Here is a 21786-nt window from a genome sequence, read left to right as displayed (position 1 = left end):
GCAGGTCGGAGGCAGGTCCCGCTCCTGACACCTGTGACTTTCCTAACTCATCCTTTAAACGCCTCCATCGCTTCTCGCACAATCTCCTTGCCCATGCCCGTGTAACGCGGCGAAAAATGAAAGACGACCAGTTCCCGCACGTCGGCTTTCCTGGCCATCAGCCCCGCTTGGCGGGCGGTGAGGTGGTACCGCTCGTAAGCTTTGTCGGCGTCGCGATCCAAATAAGGCGCCTCGCAATAAAACACGTCCGCGCCGCGGGCCAAGTCCACGATCTTGGCTTCATTTTCATCATCGTACCGGGCATCCACGACGTAGGCAATCTTCTGGCCGCGTGTAATGGTCAGAAACCGTTCGCGCACCTCTCCCAGCACGAACTCCAGGTCCTGGCGATGGTGCTCGAAATACAAGGTCGCGGTGAATCGGAAGTCGTCGGGTTTGCCCTGCCAGAGGTATTGCTTGACGTCTTTCAACCAGGAGCCGACCGGCAGGCCGGCGTCATGCAAGCGCTGCTTATTGACGTTGATGTGAAACTGTTCTTGCAGAGCGTAGCCGAACGAGGGGACGCGATGGTTCAACGGAACAGCGAGTACCGTGAACATCGGGTCTTCGAGCACCGGGAAGGCGCCGGTTCCCCCCGTCTGACGAGGCTGTGGCGGGTCTTCATGCCGGGCGAACCCGTCCGTGGCGAAAAAGGCGGCTTGTTTGATTTCGCACGGGTGAAACTCTCGGACGGTGATGGAGAGAGGGGACCCGTTCACCAAATTCCAGGTATAGCCGGTGAGCTTGCCGTGGACGTTGGCGATAAGCCCCGGCGGACCGTACAGCCGCAGGGTCTTGCCGCGCCCCAGCGCGACCCGCAGGAGCTTGTCGAAGCCGATAAAGTGGTCCATATGGGTGTGAGAGACGAAGATGTCGTTGGCTCGCAGCAGGCGTGTGGGCCCCAGCGCGGCGTTCTCCCCGAGATCAAAGAGCAGCGCGCGTTTGGACCAGCGGACTTCGACGAACACGCCGGGGTCGCCGAAAACATCGTTGACGAGATAGCTGGAAAACGAGGGATTCATCGGAATGGAGTCATTGAATCATCGAATCATTGATCCATGAAAGACCGTGACGCAATCGCCCATGAGCGACCGAGGCAATTGTTACGTAAGCGCTGCCCTGACGGCGAGGTACATCACCAGGACCTCGGTTGCATGGGCAACGATCGTCGCATAGAGATTTCGCATACGGATCCAGATCGTTCCCCAAACGAGACCGTCCCAGACCGCGATCCAATGGAGGTAATGAAAGGTTGCCACCAGGAAGGGGTCAAAGGCAAACGTCAGCGCGCTGGCCATGGTCGCCGCCGCCGGAGCGAATCGGTCGGCGTGCGCGCCGAGCGCGGTGTTCCCGAGCGCCAACAGGCGGCCCAGTACGAATCCGCGGAAGTTCAGCTCGACGAAAACCGCGATGAGAACAATGGTCCACGGTACCATCAGCGCGACGGGGACCTTGGCATGCGGTGTGTCCTTAAGGAACGCGATGTCTTGGCCGAGCCAGGGAGTCAGGCGCAGGATGACCAGCGTGTTCACGGCGCCGAGCAGCAACCCGGTGACCAGGCCCCAACGGACGCCTTCCGGGAAACGATCGATCTTCAGCCCCAGGCGTTCGACGACGCCGGTGTTCCGAAAGCTCCATGCGATTAGCGCGAGGTAGGCGAGGGCTTGTGGAAGAAATTGAAACCGCGTGTCCCGTTGAAGTTCCGCCGGCAGGGTGTAGAACAGCGCAGTAGCCATGACGGGGAGGAGCGCCAGAGCCGCGGTCCGCTCAGCGGCCGGCGACGTGTCCGAGCCCTGGCCGCCAGCTGCGCTTTCGGCGGTCGCCCGCACAAGACCGCTACTGCAGTTCGATGTGATAGCGTTCCAGCGTCGTCGCCTTGTGGCGCGCCAAATTGGACAGCGACTTGTTGTAGTCCACGATCGCCCGCAATTCATTTGCCTGCGCGGTGGCCAAATCCCGCTGGAAGTCCAACACGAAGCGAGTGGTGCTCAAGCCGACCTTCAACCGTTCCAACTCGGCCTGTAGTTGCTTTTCCGCCATGATGCGGGCCGAGCGGGTCGTCTCGATCCGTTTGAAGTCCGTCTGCACGCGGCGTACGGCTTCGCGCACGCCGACGATGATCTGCTGCCGCACGCTCTGCAGCGACGCCTGGGCGTTTCTGGCTTCAAGTTGGCGTTTGTTGTAGGTGCTCCAGGCGGAGCGGTTGCCCAAAGGGTAACTCAGCACCAGGCCGGCACCGTAGTTGTAGAAATCGCCGCTGAAATTTTTGCTGACGGAATCCGGATAGTCGTTGCCCAATCCCGCCAATCCCATCGTGCCCTGGAATGAGAGGGTCGGGAGAAGCTGATTCTTGGCGAACTTGATGTTCAATTCGCTGGTCTCGACGTTCTTGCTCGCTTGAACGATCTCGGGCCGTCGCTCGATGGCCACATCGATCGCCTCCTGCAGGCTGATCGGCTCCAACGTGGTGACCGGCTGGTCGACCGGCACCAAACGGACGTCCTGCCGCAGTTCTTCTTCCGAGGGATTGAGCAGCCGGCGCAGTTGATCTTCCTGATCGCGGATGGCTTTTTCGGCGATCAGGATCTGTTCGACTCGGGACGCGACCGCCGCTTCCGCCTGCAGGACATCCACGATCGACATTACCCCGGCTTTCGCCTTGGCGCGATTGCTTGCGAGCAGTTCCTCGGCCGCCTTCAACGCGGCCTGCGCGACCTTGAGATTTTCATTGGCGAAGACGAGTTCCCAGTACGTTTGCTCGACGGTCGCCAGTACGGTCATGACCCGATCCCGAAAGACGTGCTCCTCGACCGTTGCGTTGTTCTGGGCGATCTTGATGAAGGTCTTGTTGACCTCCACGCCGGCGTTGCGGAGCAGCGGTTGCGTGAACGTGAGCGCCAGCCCGCCGGTATAGGCCGGGTTGAAGAGAAAGCCGGTCGCGACGTTGGCGTTGACGTTGCTTCGCTGCGGGCTGTAATTGAGGTCAAGGTTTCCACCGGTTAAGAGGTTTTGAGTCAAGTCGACAGTGACCGAATGGCTGCGTTGGTCGAAGGTGGTGATTTCGTTCAAGAAGAATCCCGTGCCGCCGAAAACCGGCCGGTTCAGCGGATTGACAACCCGGTTGTATTGACCGTTCAGGCTGAAAGTGGGATCGAACTTCGCCTGCTCAATGATGATGTCGCTGAGACGGCTCTCCTTCGTCTGCCGGCTGATGGTGATGTCCAAGTTATTTTGCAACGCCCGCAGCGCGGCATCGGCTAGTGAAACGGCTTCGCGCCGTTCCGATGGCGCCGATGGCGCCGCCGGTTGTGGCATTGTGCTCCATGCATCTAAGGGCATGAACGTCCAGCAGGTCAGGATGGCTCCGATCAGCACTTCGGTGCGATGTGTGTTCATAAAGCCTCCTTGATCTGGATTCGAAAGAGACCCCATACTATAATGCGTTAAAAAGAAAGTGTCATCGGTGAACTCGGCTCACGGAGGCGGTGACGAAGGGAACATGCGATGGGAATCCTGACCTGGCTGGCGGCAGTTTTGCTGGCAATGTTTCCGCTCCTTGCGAAGGCGCAGACGGTGTCGGGCGTGCGTTCCTTCGATGGCGGCGTGGGCGTGCTGTTTTCCTTGACCGGGCCTGGGAGTTTGTACCTGGATAACCAAGGGACCCAGGGCTATCTCTACAATCCGGGCAACAACTTTCAATCCTTCAACTTCCGCAATCCCACGACCGGCCAGGCCTGGAGCGGCGCCGTTACGACCTTGGGCCCGCAGCTCTCCATCGGACTGATTCAGGGGGCGAACCAAGTTGGGGCGCCGATCGTGCTGCCGGGGCCTCCGCGGCAACCTCCACCACTTCCGCCGATCCAATCCACCCTGCTCGATGAGATTCCGTAATTTCCGGCCCCCGCCTATCGCCCCTTGTCTTGTGCCGTTAGCCTTTCTTGGTTGGCCAATCCCCAAGTCAGCGCCAACACGTACCGGGTTGCCGTCCGGAGCAAGTCGGGCTGAATGGTGTCCGCCGTATCGGACGGTTGATGGAAGTGCGGGTGGACTCCGCCGGTGACCACAGTGACCGTTGGGATACCGGCTTCTTTGAACGGCACATGATCACCTCCCGGAAAGAACCCGAACAGATCCACGTGGTCGGTCAATCCTGCCACCTGGCCAGCCCTGGCCACGACCGACTTGTCGAGTCCGGTGACGCCGACGGTAAGCCGGCCATTGCCGATGCCGGCGTGATCGACGTTGATCATGGCGACGGTGCGCTGCAGGGGGAAGACCGGCCGGCTGACGTACAGCGTGGATCCGAGCAGCCCCTGTTCTTCTCCGCTGAACGAGGCGAAGAGGATCGAGCGCTTGGGTTGCAATCCTGATTGGGCCAGAACCCGCGCGACCTCCAGCAACACCGCAGTGCCGGATGCGTTGTCGTCTGCGCCGGCGAACAACAGCCCGGCCTGCCGGCCAAAGTGGTCGCGATGCGCGCCGAGAATGACGATCTCGTCTTTCAGAATAGGGTCGTGGCCGGGCAGCAGGAACAGAAAATTGTAGAGCGTGCCGGGCGCCCGCCGACTGATCCACTTCATGCGGACCAGCGCGCGTGTCACAAACGACCGAGGGGTCGGATCGCGGTTCAACGCTTCCTGCAGCTCGCGCAGTGTCTTGCCATCCGATCCCTGGCCGGCGACCAGCCGTTCCGCCACCTCCGTGCCGATCCACGCGCCGGGCAACACCTGCTCTCCCTCGGTTGCTCCGTAAAAGGCGCTGGGCCTTCCCGAGAGGCCGCGCCGCGCTTCATAGGCGCTCAGAATCGGGCCTGTCGCTGTGAGATAGGCGATCGCGCCTTTCTGCCGCGCGGTCCGTTCCTTGTCGGCATGCGTCGCGTGGTGGGGATAACGTTCCGGTTTCCCGCGCAAAAACAGGACAACCTTGTTGCTGACGTCCAGCTCGGCGTAGTCGTCGTACCCGCAATCCGGGTCGGAGATGCCGTAACCGACGAATACCAGCGGAGCGGCGGCGTCGATGGACGGGGAATCCAACACGGGGAGATAGTCCGAGCCGGGGCGGAGTGGAAAGGTCTGATCGCCGAGCGAAAACTGGAGCAGCGGGCTGTCTTCAATCTGTGTCACCGTGACCGGTCTGGTCATGGTTGGAACGGGCTCGGCGGATTGTGTTGCCGCGGAGGTCGCGCGCGGCGGCTCGAGACTCATCGCCTGGAATTGGCTTGCCAGGTACAGACCGGACAAGAAGTCTTCAGGCGAGCCGGTCTGTCGGCCATTGAATTCTTCGCTGCTGAGCTTGGCGACTTCGGCCAGAAGGCGCTCACCCGAAACACGATCGAGCGCTTTAGCGAGCGCGCCGCTGTCGGCCTCGGCTCCGGCCGGCGCGATGTCCATGCCGGCTGCCAGCAGCCACAGGGTTGCAAAACCGACGAGCGTGACCTTCATCCCTTTCCCCCGTTGCGTAGGTTCGCGCCGGGAGGGTACCATGCCGGACACGGACTTCCAAGGTAATCCAATGGCGGCGGAGTGACTGCCGAGATCTTCCGAACCAAACTCTGACCGTCCTGGAGTACCCGCAAGGCGAGCGACCGGGTCGGATCCCAGTGGCTGCCGCCGGCAAAGTTGCCGTGACAAGCCGACCGTCTGCGCCTGTCACGGATTCATCTGTTCCAGGCTGGTGACCGAGTGAGCGGAGTGGCGATCGTTGCTGGAAGCAAAATCAGGGGCTGAGCCATGAGCGAGCCGAGGCAAGGCTTATACGATCATCTCTATGAGCGGTACGTCCAGAGGCGCGATACGCATCAGGGGTATGAGTTTCAGCAGGCGCCAGTCGGCAATGTGCCGCCGCCCACTGTCAACTTCAAAGAGCGGCTCAAATGGTGGACGTGGGATCGTTGGAAGCGTCTGCGACGGGTCCGACAAGAACGAGATCGGCTGCAGCAGGAGATTCTTCGGATCAAGGAGTCGTCGCGACGGTCGGCGTCCGGGGCGGAAGGCGAGACGAGCGAGATCCGTTCGGATGGTCCGTCTTGAGGGGGGTTAAGATCTTTCGTCGCATCGAGAGAGGAGCGTGCTACAGCCGCCGGGGGGCACAACCTGATACGGATGTGGCGATTCTGTGCGGACCATGGCGGGAGGGATGGAGAAAAACGAAGTGAGCGTTGCACCGGGACGCGGCGCCAGGTATCGCGGTCGGGGCGCAGCCGTGACCATCATCTTGATGGTGACCTTGCTTGTGGGAAGCGTGACCGCGCCGCTCGCGCACGTCATCCGAGCGGAGAGCCCGAAGGAAAAGGCGGAGAATCTCACCCAACAGGACGAGAACTAGCTTTTCAAACTTTGGAACTTCGATTAACGGTGGAGGGGAGCACACCGCTGAGCTTCTTCTTGCTGAACTTGGGAGATGGTTCCGCCGGAACCCGGCAGGCGTAGACCGATGTGACCGTCTTTGGCGCGCCCAATGTGCTCCTGTCCGCCTTCTTGCTACCTAGGCTAGGCCTGCTACCGCCTGCTGATGGCTGACGGCCTGTAAGAATGAAGAATGATGTGTGAATATCGGGATCTGACTATGCACCTGCGCTCGGAATGGGATCAAGGCCGGTCGACCCTGCCATTCGACAATGTTCATGCGATCCCGTTGTTTTTCCCCCCGGCCGCCTACCGAAACCTGAAGTTACAAATCGCCTCCGACTTGCTTTTGCGCATCCCGTGCGTTAGAGTGAGGTCGCTCGGTTGTCATGGGCCCGGCAGCGGAGCGGGAAAGCAGGAGGGCCTGAACCGATGTTGTTTTGGTAGTGTCCGGGATCTGATTGGAAGCCAGACCTAAGTCGCCGCAGTGGTCGCGTCTTCGGGCCGTTCCTTCCTTCGTTCGTTCTCGCATCCAAGACAATATCACTTTCGCAAAGGAGGAACCCGATGGGTTCGAAGATCTATGTTGGGGGGTTGCCGTATTCCACGACCGAGCAGCAGTTGAGCGAGCTGTTCGCTGCGCACGGGAACGTGCAATCGGCGCGGATCATCACCGATAAATTTACCGGTCAGTCTCGGGGCTTCGGCTTCGTGGAGATGGCCACGGACGAAGAAGCCAGGGCCGCGATTGCTGCGCTGCACGGCACCCAACTGGGCGGCCGCACCCTGACCGTCAACGAAGCGCGCCCCCAGGAGCCGCGTTCGGGCGGCGGCCGAATGGGCGCGAACGCCGGCGGCAGACGCTGATCGAAACGGTCCTCGCAGCCTCCGGGGTCGCCTTCCGCGTCGGATGGCGGCCCCGTTTTCTTTCAAGCGTTCCGACTGGAGGAGAGAAGAACGAATGAGGCGGGCGGTGTGGGGGGTGCTCGGCGTCGCCGGCTTTCTGGGTGTCCTCCCCGGGAACAGTTGTGTCCGCGCCGAAGACGGCTTGGCCGTCGCCGACGGGCTCGTGGTCTCCCTGGAGTATACACTGACACTGCCGGATCGGACGGCGGTCGATTCAAACGTGGGCAAAAGCCCGCTAACGTTTGTCCAAGGCGCGCATCAGATCGTCGCTGGACTGGAAAAGGCGCTGGTCGGTATGAGGGCCGGGCAGAGCAAGCGGGTGGAGGTGTCGGCGGTGGAAGGCTTTGGCCCATACAGTCTGCGGGCCAGGGTGGAGGTTGAGAGAAGTCACGTGCCGACCGACGTGAAGCCTGGCACGTGGTTGCAGTCCGCTGACGGCCGGCCGGTGAAGGTGTTGGAGGTGAAGGAGAAAACCGTCGTGCTCGATCTGAATCACCCGCTCGCCGGCAAACATCTCGTCTTCGACGTCACGGTGCTCAAAGTGGAGAAACCAGCGTCTGAAGGACAGGGTGAAAAGCCTTAGCTACCCGGCCAGCCCTGATCCCTGGACGTCTGCTTAGACGCGCGCCTGAACAAGATCCTGCCAGTGCGTCGTGTAGGCAGGCGAACGGTACGCGAACTTCGCATGCCAGGATGGAGCCAGTCCGACGGCGGCATAACGGATCGTCCCCGCACCCATCCGTTGATTCAGACGATCTAGGGTCTGCATGAGGCGGTGGGATTTCTCGCGATCGGTCGGATCAAACAGGTCGAGCTGTCGTCGATCCGCAGGCGTCAACTCTGTCAGCACCACGCCCACTTTTTTGTACCGGCATCCGGACGTGAATGCGCGCTCGACTCCGTGCAGGGCGCAACGAATGAGATCGCCGGTATCCTCGGTGGGAACCGGCAGATCGAGAAACACGGACTGCGAGTCGCGCAAGTCGTCCGTGGGCCGGGTTGTCGTCAGGAATACCCACAACCCTCCGGCGAGCAAGCGTTCCCGACGCAACTTTTCCCCAGCCCGCGCCGTGTAGGCCGCGACGGCTTCGCGGAGTTCTTCCAAGGATTCGAGGGGACGCCCGAACATGCGGGAGACGGCGATGCTCTGTTTGGGCGGAGGAACGCGTTCCACCGAAAAACAGGCCAGCCCGCGCAGCTCCCGCACGATCCTGAACCCGACGACGCCCAGATGTGTTCCGATCCACCGTTCGTCCGCGTCGCGTAACTGCAAGGCCGTACAAATGCCGTGTGAGTCCAGCAGGCGGGCCATGTGCTCTCCCAGCCCCCAAATGTCCCGGACCGCCGTGGCAGCGAGAACAGGTTCTCGATTCGGCGCGTCGATGAGGTCCAACACTCCAGCGCTTTCAGCGGCTCGTTTTGCGAACCGATTGGCTAGCTTGGCCAACGTTTTCGTTTCCGCGATGCCGACCGAGACCGGCAGACCCGTCCATTGCTTCACGGTCATGAGAATTCGGCGGCCGTACTCGGTCCGGTTGATGCGGGACAAGCCGGAAAGATTCAGGAACGCCTCGTCGATCGAATAGACCTCTACCTCCGGGCTGAATTGCTCCAATGTGTCCATCACCCGTCGGGACATGTCTCCATACAAGGAGTAGTTGGAAGACAGGAGTTTGACACCGTGAGTCCGGATGAGCGCGCGAATCTGATAGACCGGAACACCGACCGTGATGCCCAAGGCCTTCGCTTCGTCGGACCGGGAGACGACGCATCCGTCGTTGTTCGACAGCCGACCACGACGGGTCGGCCTTCGAGCGACGGGTCGAAGACGCGTTCGCACGAGACGTAAAAGTTATTGCAGTCGACCAGGGCGAAGACCGGTTGCATCAAGGAGTCAAACCTTGTGGATGACGTAGGTTACCACGCCCCAGATCTCGAAATTCTGATGCTCGCACGGTCGGATCGGGGGATAGCGTCGATTGCCCGCCGTCAGCACCGGTTTACCGTCGACCCGCTCCAGGCGTTTCACCGTCAGCTCTCCGTCGAGCGCCGCGATCACGACATGGCCCTCGGTCGGCCTCAGTGCCCGATCCACGATCAAGAGATCGCCCGGATGGATGCCGGCGTCGATCATCGAATCACCGGTTGCGCGGACAAAGAACGTCGCGGCCGGGTGCGTAATCAGATGTCGATTGAGATCGAGCGTTCCCTCGACGTAATCGTCGGCCGGCGAAGGGAATCCCGCGGGAACTGCGGCGACGAACAGCGGTCGTTCGCAGGCAATGGATCGGTCTGGCTCAGACGTGTACATGGCAGCGACCTCCGGCAGCATGATGCTGCAGGATGACCTTTGACTCGAAATGGTAATCGGAACGGCGATCGGGTGCAACGGGCGTCGTCGCGCCTTGCAGGGATGAAACGCGGTACCCTATAGTGAGCCAGGCAGTGCATGGGTGACGAGACGGATGTTGACAGCCTTGCGCGGTGGGCATTGGCCGTCGCTGATTGGGGCCTGGCTGCACTTCGAGGTCAGCTTTATGACCTGGCTTCTGATCGGCGCGCTTGGGGTGTCGATCGCGGAGGAGTTCGCGCTCTCGCCGGCGCAGAAAGGGTTGCTTGTGGCGGTTCCCCTACTTGGCGGCGCGCTGCTTCGGGTGGCGGTGGGCTTCTTAAGCGATCGTTTCGGCGCGAAACGGACCGGCCTTGCGCTGCTGGTCGGCGAGTTGATTGCGGTGATCATGGGGTGGTTGGGTGCGGTTGGCTATGGACAGATCCTGGCGGTGGGTCTGCTCTTGGGCGCCGCCGGAGCCAGCTTCGCAGTGGCCCTACCCATCGCCAGTCGCGCCTATCCGCCTGCGCACCAGGGTTTGGCGATGGGTGTGGCGGCCTCCGCCAACAGCGGAACCGTGCTGGCTATGCTGTGTGCGCCCAGACTGGCGGAACTCGTCGGCTGGCGCGGCGTATTCGGGACCATGATTGTGCCCATTCTGCTTGCGCTGATCCTGTTCGCGGCGCTGGTGCGCAACGACACCGTGACCCTCTCGCGGATCGAGTGCCGAGAAGACTGCTGGGCGCCGATGAGGGAACTGCTCCGGCGGCCGTCGATCTACTGGCTATGCTTCGTCTACGCCGTGACATTCGGTGGATTTGTGGGATTCTGCAGCGTGCTGCCCATCTTCTTGCATGACCAATATGGGTTGAACCCTGTGGCGGCCGGTTCGGCGACGGCCCTGTGCGGGCTGATCGGGAGCGTGATCCGGCCGCTCGGCGGGTATGTGGCGGATCGCAAAGGAGGGCTCGGAGTCCTACGCGTGACGTTCCTGTTGATCGCCGGGTTCGTCGCCGCTGTCGGGGCACTGCCGGTCGTGTCGTGGGCCCTGCTGCTCTTCGTTCTGGCTGTGGCCGGTATGGGATTCGGGAACGGTGCCGTCTTTCAGGTGGTTTCGGATCGGTTTCCCAAACAGATCGGTATGGCTTCCGGATTGATCGGCGCGGCTGGCGGCTTGGGCGGCTTTCTCCTACCAGTCTGGCTGGGGAGCTTGAAGGAGGCGACAGGCTCCTTTCAACCCGGGCTGTGGCTCTTTGCGGTCTTGGCCGGGGGCGCGGCGGTGAGCGTGACGGAGGTCATGAAACGGCAACGGACGACCGTCCAGCCATAGGACGATTCCGGCCGGGATTCCATTGACAGAGGTCCCGTAAAGAAGGTTACTTGGAAACCGCATTTCTGGTAAGGTATGACCGCGACTCACAACTCAGAACCAGCATTCAGAAGTAGGCTTCCAGAAGTAGGCTTCCGCCATGTCATCTCCCTTCGATACCATCGAACAGGCGATTAGAGAGATCAAGAAGGGCCGCTTTGTCATTCTAGTCGACGATGAGGACCGGGAGAACGAAGGCGACCTCGTCATTGCGGCCGAAAAGGTGACGCCCCAGGCCATTAACTTCATGGCCAAGCACGCGCGCGGGCTGATCTGTCTTGCCTTGACGCCCGAGCGTGTCGAAGAGCTCCAGCTTCCGCCTCAATCCCCCGAGAACACAGCGACCTTCGGCACGGCTTTTACCGTGTCGATCGATGCACGACGGGATATTACTACCGGCATCTCGGCCGCCGACCGTGCGACCACCATTCATGTCGCGATCGATCCCAAGACCAAGCCGTCCGATCTGGCCAGGCCGGGGCACGTCTTTCCGCTGAAGGCGCAGAAGGGCGGTGTGCTCAAACGAGCCGGGCAGACCGAGGGCTCGGTCGATCTGGCGCGGCTCGCGGGACTGTATCCGGCAGCGGTGATCTGCGAAATTATGAACGAGGACGGCACCATGGCGCGGGTGCCGGAGCTAGCCCGGTTCGCCAAGGCCCACAAGATCAAGATGGTGACGATCAAGGCGCTGATCGAGTACCGCATGCGCCGCGAAACGTTCGTGAAGCGGGTTGCCAGCGCGCGGTTGCCGACGGTCTTCGGGGAGTTCGAAGCGGTCGCGTTCGAAAACGAAATCGACGGCGGGAACCATATTGCGCTCGTCAAGGGGCGGGTGGATGACGGGGCGCCGACGTTGGTCCGGGTTCACTCCGGATGTTTGACCGCGGACGTGTTCGGCTCGCTGCGCTGCGATTGCCGCGACCAGCTTCATCGGGCGATGGAAGTTATCGAGAAAGAAGGACGCGGCGTGCTGCTCTATCTGAATCAGGAAGGGCGCGGCATCGGGCTGCTCAATAAGATCAGGGCCTATCATCTGCAGGACCAGGGAAGCGATACCGTTGAAGCCAACCTCAAGCTCGGATTCAAAGCCGATCTGCGCGACTACGGCATCGGTGCCCAGATTCTCGTTAACCTGGGCCTTCGGCAGATCCGGCTTATCACGAACAATCCGCGCAAGATCGTCGGCATTGAGGGCTATGGCCTCCGCGTGGTCGAGCGGGTGCCGATCGAAATCCCGCCGCGCGCGCATAATGAACGGTACCTGCGCACCAAGAAGGCCAAGCTCGGGCACATCTTAAAGAAAGTCTGAACGGCGCGAGGCGAACGGCTGGAGGCTATGGGAAAGGACAACGCGAAGGTCTCATTTGCCCGACCTATCGCCCATTGTCTTGCGCCCATGACCCGTTGGTATGAAACGACGTGAAGGCTCGCACGATGCGACCGGCCTGCGCTTCGCGATCGTGGCCAGCAAGTTCAACAGATTCGTGACCAACCGGTTGCTGACCTCCTGCGTGCAGGCGCTGACGAAAGCGGGGGCGAAAGGCAACGCGATCGAGGTGGTGTGGGTGCCGGGGGCGTTCGAAATTCCCTTGGTCGCTCGCACCTTGGCGAAGTCCGGTCGGTTTGATGCGGTGATTTGCCTCGGCGCCGTCATCCGAGGCGACACGCCTCATTTCGACTACATCAGCGCGGAAACCAGCCGGGGGATTATGCAGGCCGGTCTTGACGCCGACATGCCGGTGGTGTTCGGCGTGCTCACGACGAATACGGTGGCGCAGGCGATCGAGCGAGCCGATCCGGATAAGCATAACCGCGGGGCGGAGGCTGCGAAGACGGCCATTGAAATGGCAACGGTGATGCGACAACTCAAAGGCAACGGCCGGCCCGCGGTCAGGGAAAGGTCGGGCGCGCGCGTCGTCTCGCGCCGTCGAGGCGGTTGATCGAAGCTATGGGTTCCCGGCGCAAGGCCCGCGAACGGGCCATCCAAGTGCTGTATCAATATGACGTTCACGGCAAGGGCGGTGAGTGGCTGGACGAATTCTGGAAGCACTATCCGGAAAAGGAAGACGTCCGGGCGTTCGCTGACCGGTTGATCGAGGGCGTGTTGAGTCATCGGGAAGAGTTGGATGTCCTCATCGGTGCGTACGCCGCCAACTGGAAGGTCAGCCGGATGCCGATCGTGGATCGGAATATTCTCCGGACCGGCCTCTTCGAGCTGCTCTGGTTGCCTGAAGTGCCGGCCAAGGTCACCATCAACGAAGCGATCGAATTGGCCAAAAGCTTCGGCGATGAGGAAGCTTCAAAATTCGTCAATGGCGTGCTGGATCAGGTCCTGAACAAGGATCCGCGTCTTGAAGCCAAGCGGACGGAAGCGGCGGCCGCGGGCGTAAAGCGTGAAGCATGAAGCGTATCTTGCAAGAATGTCCCACCGAGTCTAAGCGAACCACGCGTCACAAAATACGAGCCACGGGTTAAGAGATGATTGACCGCTACACCTTGCCGCGCATGAAAGCCGTTTGGGATCTTGCACACAAGTACGAAATCTGGCTGGAGGTCGAACTGCAGGCGTGCGAGGCGCTGGAACGCGCCGGCCGGGTGACGCGCGGCACCGCCGCCCGCATCCGGCGCGCCGCGCGGATCGATCCGGAACGAATTGCGGAGATCGAAAAGGTCACGAAGCATGACGTCATCGCCTTTTTAGAATCGCTTGCGGATTCCGTGGGACCGGAAGTCCGGTTTCTCCACATGGGCCTGACCTCATCGGACATCGTAGACACCTCTCTGGCCGTTCAAATGGCCGAGGCGCTGGACATCATTCTGGAGGATCTGGACGCGTTGCTCGACGTCTTGAAAAGACGGGCATTGGAGCATCGCGACACGATCATGATCGGGCGTTCGCACGGCATCCACGGCGAACCGATTTCCTTCGGCTTCAAGCTCGCCATCTGGTATGAGGAAGTCCGCCGCCATCGCGATCGCCTGCGGGCAGCCCGCGAGGACATCGCGGTCGGGAAACTGTCCGGCGCGATGGGAACCTTCGCCCATCTCGGGCCGGAGGTGGAGGAGTTCGTCTGCAAGCGGCTCGGGCTCAAGCCCGACCCGGTGTCCAACCAGGTGGTCCAGCGGGACCGGCACGCGGCCTACATGTCGGCGTTGGCGCTGCTTGCGGCGAGCATCGAGAAGTTCGCGACGGAGATCCGCCATCTGCAACGGACCGAAGTGCTGGAAGCCGAGGAGTTGTTCTCGGAAGGACAGAAGGGTTCCTCGGCCATGCCGCACAAGCGCAACCCGATCGCATCGGAGAATCTCTGCGGCTTGGCGCGCGTGGTTCGGGCCAACAGCTTGGCGGCGATGGAGAATGTGGCGCTCTGGCATGAGCGGGACATTAGCCACTCGTCGGTCGAACGAGTCATCCTGCCGGACAGCACGATCCTCATAGACTACATGCTGGTCCGGTTCACGGACCTCATCAAGAATCTGCTCGTTTATCCGGATCGCATGCGGAGGAATCTCGATCTGACCGGCGGGTTGGTCTATTCACAGCGGCTGCTGTTGGCACTCGTGGACAAGGGCGCGCAGCGGAAGGAGGCTTACGAGGCGGTGCAGCGGAACGCGATGGAAGGCTGGAAAGGCGGCGCCGGCTTTCAGGACTTGGTCGGGAAGGATCCGTTCATCACGAAGTACCTCAGCCAGGCGGAGATCAAGGCCTGTTTTGACCCCAGGTATTATCTGCGGCATCTGGATACGGTGTATCGGCGAGTGTTTGGACGGGCGTCGACGCGGCGGCCTCGTCGGAGAATACGGCGCGCATAGGTGGGAAGGACATGGTTACCAAAGGAGAATTGATCTACGAAGGGAAAGCCAAAAAGTTGTTTGCGGCGGATCACCCGGATCGGGTGATCCAGTACTTCAAGGATGACGCCACGGCCTTCAACGCGCAGAAGCGCGGCACGATCGTCGGGAAGGGCGTGGTCAACAACAAAGTCTCGGAGCGGCTGTTCCGGTTGCTGGAGGAAGGCGGCGTACCGACGCACTTCATCGAGCGGCTCAGCGACCGCGAGATGCTGACCAAGCGGGTGGTGATCGTGCCGATCGAAGTGGTGGTGCGGAACATCGTCGCCGGTAGCCTGGCGAAACGGCTCGGGCTGAAAGAAGGGGACACGATCGACCCGCCGCTCGTCGAGTTCTATTACAAGAACGACGCGCTAGGCGATCCGCTGATTACTGACGACCACGTGCGGTTGCTGAAGTTGGCGACGCCGGCGGTGGTGCGGGATCTCAAAGACCTGGCGCTTAAGGCCAATCGCATTTTGACGCCGTTTTTCAAAGAACGGAAGATGCTGCTGGTGGATTTCAAGCTGGAGTTCGGTGTGTACCACAATAAGCTGATCCTGGCCGACGAGATTTCGCCGGATACCTGCCGATTCTGGGACATGGCCACGGGAGAGTCGATGGACAAGGATCGCTTCAGGAAGGATTTGGGAAAGGTTGAGGAGGCATATCAGGAGGTGCTCCGCCGTGTGTGCGGGACTGAAGCAGGGTGATGAGGTTTGTTGCGTTTAGTTTGGTTGCCTTGTTCGGCCGTGGATTCAGAAACCAATAAACCGGAAACCCAAACAAACCGGATACACCGGAAAGACCATGAAAGCCAAAATCCACGTCACGCTCAAACAGGGTATTCTCGATCCGCAGGGGAAGGCGATCGAGCATGCGTTGGAGACCTTGGGCTTCAAGTCGGCGAGCAATGTGCGGGTCGGAAAATACTTGGAGTTGGATCTGAATGAGAAGGATAAGGCCAAGGCCGAAGCTGACGTGAAGGCCATGTGCGAGAAGCTGTTGGCGAACACGATCATTGAAGAGTATCGGTACGAGCTGCAATGAGTGATGGTAAAGGCACGGGGCGACAGGACTTGTCTCCGTGCTCGCAGAACGCGCACTCACGTTATTTGGATTGTTATCGATAAGGTTGGAGTGCTCGTTCGATGCGCGCAGTAGAGCCAAGTCCTGTTGCCCCGTTACCAAGGTGCCTGATCGTGGAGGCTTGGTGAAGAGGAGATGAATATCGGAGTGGTGGTGTTTCCCGGTTCTAATTGTGATCACGATTGCGCGCATGTCCTCGGTGACGTGTTGGGGCAGTCGGTCGCGATGGTGTGGCATAAGGAGACCTCGCTGGCCGGCCTCGATGCGGTGATTCTGCCCGGCGGGTTTTCGTACGGGGACTATCTGCGAACCGGCGCCATCGCCCGTTTCTCGCCCGTCATGGAGGCGGTGAAGGACTTCGCCAAGGGCGGAGGGCTGGTGCTCGGCATCTGCAATGGGTTTCAAATCCTCCTGGAGGCCGGGTTGTTGCCTGGCGCGATGTTGCGGAATATCTCGCTCCACTTCATTTGCAAGGACGTCTATGTCCGCGTTGAGAACGCCGCCACCCCCTTTACCGGCCGCTGCGAGCCCGGCCAGGTCCTGAAGATTCCCATCGCCCACGCCGACGGGAATTACTACACCGATCCCGTGACACTCGCCGCCTTGCAGGCTAACGCGCAGATCGTCTTCCGCTACTGTACGCCGGACGGCAGGGTGACGTCTGAGGCGAACCCCAACGGCTCGCTCGACAACATCGCTGGCATCTGCAACCCCGAAGGCAATGTGTTGGGCATGATGCCGCACCCGGAGCGCTGCGCGGAAGCGGCGCTCGGCAACGAAGACGGCCGGCTAATTTTCCTGTCGATGCTGGATGCGCTGAAGAAGGCGAAGATGCAGCCGAAGATGGTGGGGGCATGACGGTATGCGACCCAGACGCGAGCTAACTGTTTTCGTTCATGGAATGGTCAATTTCTCCCACAATCGTACCAAGCTGGACATTGGAGAGAAGGAGGCCCAAGAGCGATTGATTCAGGAGAAGCTTGGTTCTCATCATAATTTCATCGGGGCATTTGACGACTCGGGCAATTTTGCATTTCTGACGGAGCGCGACCCGATGCAACTGAAGACCGACGTTCTTGCGGTCCTCAATACTGCGTACAAGGTCAAAGAAGCTGTGGTTGTTGAAAGGTGCCGAGTTTAAGAGGCATTTGAAGCGGTGGCTAAGTTATGCCGCCAAATCTATGGTGAGGAATTCCGACCCCGTAAATTATCTAGTTCGGAAGGATTGCCAGCCGTGGCGACTCGGCATGGTGTTTGTCCAGGAGCTTTATGATGAGCGCATCGGTTGTGTGGAAGAGATCACTAACTGTCACGATGCTCGTATTGAAGTTCTCAGTTTGCATGACGGATTTATTGGACTTTTGAATTTGACCCAAAGAAGCCGCGAGTGCCTTGGGGCGAACCGGCGCAGACTGTAGAGGGTATCCTTGCTAGGCGCGGCGACAAATGGCTTGCTACTGGCCGGTCCGCTAGAACTATCAGAGGAATTCTAAGAAGGTTCTCTTGCCCGACAAAGTCATTACGAACTGGCTGAACTTACGTTCGCAAGGGATGACAACGACCTCAGCGCCAACCGCAATCTCGCCGGTGATCACTACAAGAAGATTGTCGAGATTTTGGAGCAGGGCAAAATCTGACGGAGTTCGGCACGTTCTCGGTGATGCGGAGAGGATGACTATGGAAATCGTTCCCGCCGCCGATGAGCGTTTCGAGGCGGTGCAGAAGGCCTATTCGATTACCCGCGAGCAGATTCTTGCCGCGCTTCGCTATGCGGCGCATGTGGCCGAGCATGTGCCTCCGGCGTCGAGCAAGCCCCTTGAAGATTCTGTTGGATGAAAACGTTCCGCTGCTGCTCTTTTATCGGCCCCGGTCAGCGGGATATGCTGTTGAGCACATCATTGTCCTTGGTCAGTGCGGGATCAAAGATTCAGAGCTTCGGAAGCGTGCGTGAGATACAATGACGCCTCAATCGCAGTTCATCACCAGAGACCTCATCGCGCAGCATAATCTCACCGACGACGAGTACAAGAGGATCGTCGAGATTCTGGGGCGGGAGCCGAACCTGACCGAGTTGGGAATGTTTTCGGTCATGTGGTCGGAGCATTGCTCCTACAAGAGTTCCCGCGTCCATCTGAAGCGGTTGCCGACGACCGGGCCTCGCGTCGTCCAGGGACCCGGCGAGAACGCGGGTGCGGTGGATATCGGAGACGGGTTGTGCGCTGTGTTCAAGATGGAGTCGCACAACCATCCCTCGTTCATCGAGCCCTATCAGGGCGCGGCGACCGGTGTGGGCGGGATTCTGCGCGACATCTTCACGATGGGCGCGCGGCCGATCGCGTTGCTGAACTCGCTGCGGTTCGGCTCGTTAAACAATCCCAAGAACCGGTATCTGTTCAGAGGCGTGGTGGCTGGAATCAGTTTCTACGGGAATTGCGTGGGCGTGCCCACCGTCGGCGGCGAGGTGGTCTTTAACGACATCTATTCGTTGAATCCGCTGGTCAACGTCTTCTGTCTCGGCATCGCCGAGAAGGACAAGCTCTTCAAGGGCAAGGCGGCCGGCGTCGGCAACCCTGTGATCTACGTCGGCTCGAAGACCGGGCGCGACGGCATCCACGGGGCGACAATGGCGTCCGATGCCTTCGATGCAGCATCCGAATCCAAGCGGCCGATGGTGCAGGTGGGCGATCCCTTCACGGAGAAACTGCTCCTGGAAGCATGTCTGGAACTGATGGCCGACGATCTGCTAGTCGGCATTCAGGACATGGGGGCGGCGGGCTTGACCAGCTCGTCGTGCGAGATGGCGTCGCGTGCAGGGACCGGCGTCGAGTTGGATCTTACCCAGGTCCCGCGCCGCGAACCGGGCATGACCCCCTATGAGATCATGCTTTCCGAGTCGCAGGAGCGCATGCTGATGGTGGCGAAAGCCGGCAAAGAAGACGAGGTCATGCGGATCTGTCGCAAGTGGGACCTGGATGTGGCCGTGGTCGGCCGGGTGACGGACGATGGCCTGTTGCGTGTCAAGGAGAACGGACAGGTGGTAGCCGAAATTTTGGCCAAGGCGCTCGCGGATGAGGGGCCGCGGTACGAGCGGCCGAGCGCGCCGCCGTCCTATCAGGACTGGCTCCAGGCGCTCAACTACGATGCGCTGCCCGAGGTGAAGGATCCGCAGGGTGCGCTGCTCGCCTTGCTGGAGTCTCCGAACATCGCGAGCAAGCGCTGGGTATACGAGCAATACGACCACATGGTGCGGACGAACACGACGGTCCGTCCCGGGTCGGATGCGGCGGTGCTCCGCATCAAGGGTACGAACAAGGCGCTGGCGGTGACGACGGACTGCAACAGCCGGTACTGTCTGCTGAATCCGTATGAGGGCGCCAAGATCGCGGTGGCGGAGGCGGCCCGCAATCTCGTCTGCTCCGGCGCCGAGCCGATCGGGCTCACCGATTGCCTGAACTTCGGCAATCCCGAACGGCCGGACATCATGTGGCAGTTCGTGCTCTCGATCGAAGGACTGAAAGACGCCTGCGAGGCGCTCAGCATTCCCGTTGTGAGCGGCAACGTGAGTTTTTACAATGAGACGAACGGCCTCTCGATCTACCCAACGCCGATCGTGGGCATGGTGGGCTTGATCGAGCCGGCCGATCGGGCGACGACGCAATGGTTCAAACAGGCCGGCGACGAAATCATCCTGCTCGGCACGACCAAGGATGAGCTGGGTGGAACCGAATATCTGCGGGTAGTCCATTCACGCGAGCAGGGCTCTCCGCCTCTGTTGAGCCTGGAGGCCGAACAGGCGCTCCATGCCTGTGTGCGGCGACTGATCCGGGAAGGATTGGTGCGTTCGGCGCATGATTGCTCCGACGGTGGGTTGGCGGTCGCGCTGGCCGAATGCACAATGTCTTCACACGCCCGGCTCTTGGGTGCTGTGGTAAGATTGAACGCGCGCAGGCTTCGCCTGGACTCGCTGTTGTTTGGGGAGAGCCAGTCGCGGATAGTACTGTCGGTCAGCCCCGACCAGAGGGATACGGTCTTGCGTGTCGCCTCGGAATCAAATGTGCCGGCCGAACTGATCGGAACGGTTGGCGGGGATCGGTTGGTGATCGAGGTGACGGCAGAAGGCGGGCGGTCGGGTTGCAGGATCGACGTGCCGGTCGAGACGCTCTATACCCGCTGGGCATTTGCGATTGAGCGGGCGGTCACGCAATCGTGATGCGGTCGCATTAGGGAAAGGGAATGGCCAACACACACAAAATTCCTCCTGCACTGTCACGCGTCACGGGTCACGCGTCACGTCTGCCTTTGATCACTCCCGACAAATTCCACGACGAGTGCGCTGTCTTCGGCATCTACGGCCACAAGGAAGCGTCCAACCTCACCTACCTTGGCCTGTATGCGCTTCAACACCGCGGGCAGGAGGCGACCGGCATCGTGTCCGGCGACGGGAACCATTTCTATGTCGAAAAGGGCATGGGACTGGTTGCGGACATCTATACCAAGTCCGTCCTCAAGCGCTTGCCCGGGCACATGGCCATCGGCCACAACCGGTATTCGACCGCCGGCGGGAGCGATTTTAAGAACGTCCAGCCGCTGATCGTCAATTTTGCCTTCGGCAATCTGGCGCTGGCTCATAACGGCAACCTGATCAACGCCACCGTGTTGCGGCACGAACTGGAAGCCTACGGGGCGATCTTCCAATCCACATCGGACAGTGAAGTCATCATCCATCTGATCGCCCACTCGCGGGCGGATACGCTGCTCGCGCGGGTCATCGACGCGTTGAACCAGGTGCGCGGGGCGTTCTCCGTGGTCCTGCTGACGGACGATGGCGTGATCGCCGCGCGCGATTCCTACGGATTCCGGCCGCTGTGCTTGGGGCGCCTGCGCGACAGTTGGTTGGTGGCGTCCGAGACCTGCGCTTTTGATCTGCTCGGCGCCGACTATGTGCGGGAGATCGAGCCGGGAGAATTGATCGTCCTGGATGAAAAGGGCATGACCAGTTACAAGCCGTTCCCACCGACCAGGCCGGCCATGTGCGTCTTCGAGTACGTGTACTTCGCGAGACCGGACAGCCGGATCTTCGGCGCGAACGCGGTCTACGCGACGAGAAAGGCGTTGGGCCGGCAGTTGGCGCAGGAGGCCTGGGTGGAAGCCGATGTGGTGATCCCCGTGCCGGACTCCGGTGTGCCGGCGGCGCTAGGCTACGCGGAAGGGTCCGGCATTCCATTCGAGAACGGCTTGATCCGCAATCACTACGTGGGGCGGACGTTCATCGAGCCGGAGCAGTCGATCCGGCACTTCGGCGTGAAGATCAAGCTGAACGCCGTTCCCGAGGTACTGTCGGGCAAGCGGGTCGTGGTGGTGGACGATTCGTTGGTGCGCGGCACCACCAGTCGGAAGATCGTGAAGATGATTCGCCATGCCGGCGCGAAGGAAGTGCATATGCGGATCAGCTCCCCGCCGATCATTTCCCCCTGCTTCTACGGGATCGATACTCCGACGAAAAGGGAGCTTATCGCGTCCAGCCATACGATTCAGGAAATCCGCAAGTACATCACCGCCGACAGCCTAGCCTATCTCAGCCTGGACGGCATGCTGAAGGCCGCACCCGGCGTGCCGCAGCAGTACTGCACCGCCTGTTTCACTGAGCGCTATCCCATCTCTTTCACCCGCGCGGAAGAGCTGCAACTTGGGCTCTTCGACCCTTCGCACTGAAAGCTGTCGATCGTCGCGGGAAAGTTCGAACGATTGGATGTTTCCGCTCGGCGACCGACATGCGTTCCGGCCTGTTGCTCCTGAAAAAAACCGCGTGCTAGGATAGGCGCGAACGGAGGAGTGAGAAACGTGGAACGCTGAGATCCGAAGCGTCTCCACACCTTGGA

General features: G+C 60.7%; 24 protein-coding genes. 17 read left to right on the top strand and 7 right to left on the bottom strand.

Features of this window, described 5'->3' with window-relative positions; all coding sequences use genetic code 11:
* Positions 1–47: 47 nt before the first annotated feature.
* The 3 genes from ACWHTU_RS13775 to ACWHTU_RS13765 form a co-directional block, all read right to left on the bottom strand.
* Positions 48–1061 carry a ribonuclease Z gene (locus tag ACWHTU_RS13775; RefSeq protein ID WP_447859948.1) on the bottom strand — a complete coding sequence of 338 codons (1014 nt, stop codon included), beginning with the start codon at positions 1059–1061 and terminating at the stop codon, positions 48–50.
* A gap of 81 nt (positions 1062–1142) precedes the next feature.
* Positions 1143–1775 (bottom strand): CPBP family glutamic-type intramembrane protease, encoded by a 633-nt coding sequence (locus ACWHTU_RS13770; RefSeq protein WP_447859947.1) that lies wholly within the window; start codon positions 1773–1775, stop codon positions 1143–1145.
* Between the two features lie 100 nt (positions 1776–1875).
* Positions 1876–3435, bottom strand: coding sequence for a TolC family protein (locus ACWHTU_RS13765; RefSeq protein ID WP_447859946.1), 1560 nt, complete (start codon positions 3433–3435; stop codon positions 1876–1878).
* Between the two features lie 108 nt (positions 3436–3543).
* Between ACWHTU_RS13765 and ACWHTU_RS13760 the strand changes: the two genes are divergently transcribed.
* On the top strand, positions 3544–3930 hold the full coding sequence (locus tag ACWHTU_RS13760; protein ID WP_447859945.1) for a hypothetical protein: 387 nt from the start codon (positions 3544–3546) through the stop codon (positions 3928–3930).
* 14 nt (positions 3931–3944) lie between these two features.
* Here ACWHTU_RS13760 and ACWHTU_RS13755 read toward each other — a convergent pair whose 3' ends face one another.
* Positions 3945–5480, bottom strand: coding sequence for a M28 family peptidase (locus tag ACWHTU_RS13755; protein WP_447859944.1), 1536 nt, complete (start codon positions 5478–5480; stop codon positions 3945–3947).
* A 288-nt stretch (positions 5481–5768) separates the two neighbouring features.
* On the opposite strand from ACWHTU_RS13755, the gene ACWHTU_RS13750 reads away from it, so the two are divergent.
* The 4 genes from ACWHTU_RS13750 (at position 5769) to ACWHTU_RS13735 (ending at position 7872) form a co-directional block, all read left to right on the top strand.
* Positions 5769–6068: a hypothetical protein gene (locus tag ACWHTU_RS13750; RefSeq protein WP_447859943.1), complete on the top strand. Its 300-nt coding sequence runs from the start codon at positions 5769–5771 to the stop codon at positions 6066–6068.
* Between the two features lie 121 nt (positions 6069–6189).
* On the top strand, positions 6190–6363 hold the full coding sequence (locus tag ACWHTU_RS13745; protein WP_447859942.1) for a hypothetical protein: 174 nt from the start codon (positions 6190–6192) through the stop codon (positions 6361–6363).
* 587 nt (positions 6364–6950) lie between these two features.
* Complete coding sequence (locus ACWHTU_RS13740; RefSeq protein WP_447859941.1) at positions 6951–7250, top strand: RNA recognition motif domain-containing protein; 300 nt, start codon at positions 6951–6953, stop codon at positions 7248–7250.
* A gap of 94 nt (positions 7251–7344) precedes the next feature.
* On the top strand, positions 7345–7872 hold the full coding sequence (locus ACWHTU_RS13735; RefSeq protein ID WP_447859940.1) for an FKBP-type peptidyl-prolyl cis-trans isomerase: 528 nt from the start codon (positions 7345–7347) through the stop codon (positions 7870–7872).
* 33 nt (positions 7873–7905) lie between these two features.
* Here ACWHTU_RS13735 and ACWHTU_RS13730 read toward each other — a convergent pair whose 3' ends face one another.
* The 3 genes from ACWHTU_RS13730 to ACWHTU_RS13720 are packed head-to-tail and all read right to left on the bottom strand — an operon-like array spanning position 7906 to position 9600.
* Positions 7906–9027 (bottom strand): Y-family DNA polymerase, encoded by a 1122-nt coding sequence (locus tag ACWHTU_RS13730; RefSeq protein ID WP_447859939.1) that lies wholly within the window; start codon positions 9025–9027, stop codon positions 7906–7908.
* Positions 8913–9176 (bottom strand): Y-family DNA polymerase, encoded by a 264-nt coding sequence (locus tag ACWHTU_RS13725; protein WP_447863367.1) that lies wholly within the window; start codon positions 9174–9176, stop codon positions 8913–8915. The genes ACWHTU_RS13730 and ACWHTU_RS13725 overlap by 115 nt, the downstream gene beginning before the upstream one ends.
* A gap of 7 nt (positions 9177–9183) precedes the next feature.
* Entirely contained in the window at positions 9184–9600 is a 417-nt protein-coding gene (locus ACWHTU_RS13720; protein ID WP_447859938.1) for a LexA family protein, read from the bottom strand.
* A 154-nt stretch (positions 9601–9754) separates the two neighbouring features.
* On the opposite strand from ACWHTU_RS13720, the gene ACWHTU_RS13715 reads away from it, so the two are divergent.
* The 12 genes from ACWHTU_RS13715 to purF all read left to right on the top strand — a co-directional run bounded on the left by ACWHTU_RS13715 (position 9755) and on the right by purF (position 21619).
* Positions 9755–10948, top strand: coding sequence for an MFS transporter (locus ACWHTU_RS13715; protein WP_447859937.1), 1194 nt, complete (start codon positions 9755–9757; stop codon positions 10946–10948).
* A 139-nt stretch (positions 10949–11087) separates the two neighbouring features.
* Positions 11088–12296, top strand: coding sequence for a bifunctional 3,4-dihydroxy-2-butanone-4-phosphate synthase/GTP cyclohydrolase II (locus ACWHTU_RS13710; protein WP_447859936.1), 1209 nt, complete (start codon positions 11088–11090; stop codon positions 12294–12296).
* Between the two features lie 100 nt (positions 12297–12396).
* Positions 12397–12927, top strand: coding sequence for a 6,7-dimethyl-8-ribityllumazine synthase (gene ribH / locus ACWHTU_RS13705; RefSeq protein ID WP_447859935.1), 531 nt, complete (start codon positions 12397–12399; stop codon positions 12925–12927).
* Positions 12928–12935: 8 nt separating this feature from the next.
* Positions 12936–13391: a transcription antitermination factor NusB gene (gene nusB / locus ACWHTU_RS13700; protein WP_447859934.1), complete on the top strand. Its 456-nt coding sequence runs from the start codon at positions 12936–12938 to the stop codon at positions 13389–13391.
* Between the two features lie 74 nt (positions 13392–13465).
* The gene (gene purB / locus ACWHTU_RS13695; protein ID WP_447859933.1) at positions 13466–14800 is read left to right on the top strand and encodes an adenylosuccinate lyase; all 1335 of its coding nucleotides are present in this window, start codon (positions 13466–13468) and stop codon (positions 14798–14800) included.
* Between the two features lie 11 nt (positions 14801–14811).
* Complete coding sequence (gene purC, locus ACWHTU_RS13690; RefSeq protein WP_447859932.1) at positions 14812–15531, top strand: phosphoribosylaminoimidazolesuccinocarboxamide synthase; 720 nt, start codon at positions 14812–14814, stop codon at positions 15529–15531.
* 97 nt (positions 15532–15628) lie between these two features.
* Positions 15629–15868, top strand: a complete 240-nt coding sequence (gene purS, locus ACWHTU_RS13685) for a phosphoribosylformylglycinamidine synthase subunit PurS (protein WP_447859931.1) — start codon at positions 15629–15631, stop codon at positions 15866–15868.
* 174 nt (positions 15869–16042) lie between these two features.
* Entirely contained in the window at positions 16043–16765 is a 723-nt protein-coding gene (gene purQ / locus ACWHTU_RS13680; RefSeq protein WP_447859930.1) for a phosphoribosylformylglycinamidine synthase subunit PurQ, read from the top strand.
* Between the two features lie 43 nt (positions 16766–16808).
* Positions 16809–17048: a hypothetical protein gene (locus tag ACWHTU_RS13675; protein ID WP_447859929.1), complete on the top strand. Its 240-nt coding sequence runs from the start codon at positions 16809–16811 to the stop codon at positions 17046–17048.
* Positions 17049–17584: 536 nt separating this feature from the next.
* The gene (locus tag ACWHTU_RS13670) at positions 17585–17743 is read left to right on the top strand and encodes a hypothetical protein (protein WP_447859928.1); all 159 of its coding nucleotides are present in this window, start codon (positions 17585–17587) and stop codon (positions 17741–17743) included.
* 121 nt (positions 17744–17864) lie between these two features.
* Positions 17865–20117, top strand: coding sequence for a phosphoribosylformylglycinamidine synthase subunit PurL (purL, locus tag ACWHTU_RS13665; RefSeq protein WP_447859927.1), 2253 nt, complete (start codon positions 17865–17867; stop codon positions 20115–20117).
* A 23-nt stretch (positions 20118–20140) separates the two neighbouring features.
* A complete protein-coding gene (gene purF, locus ACWHTU_RS13660) occupies positions 20141–21619 on the top strand; it encodes an amidophosphoribosyltransferase (protein WP_447859925.1) in 1479 nt (492 codons plus the stop codon).
* Positions 21620–21786: the final 167 nt, after the last annotated feature.

This window comes from Nitrospira calida (assembly GCF_976986435.1).
Note: the sequence above shows the minus strand (reverse complement) of the source record. Positions and strands in the feature narration are given on the sequence as shown.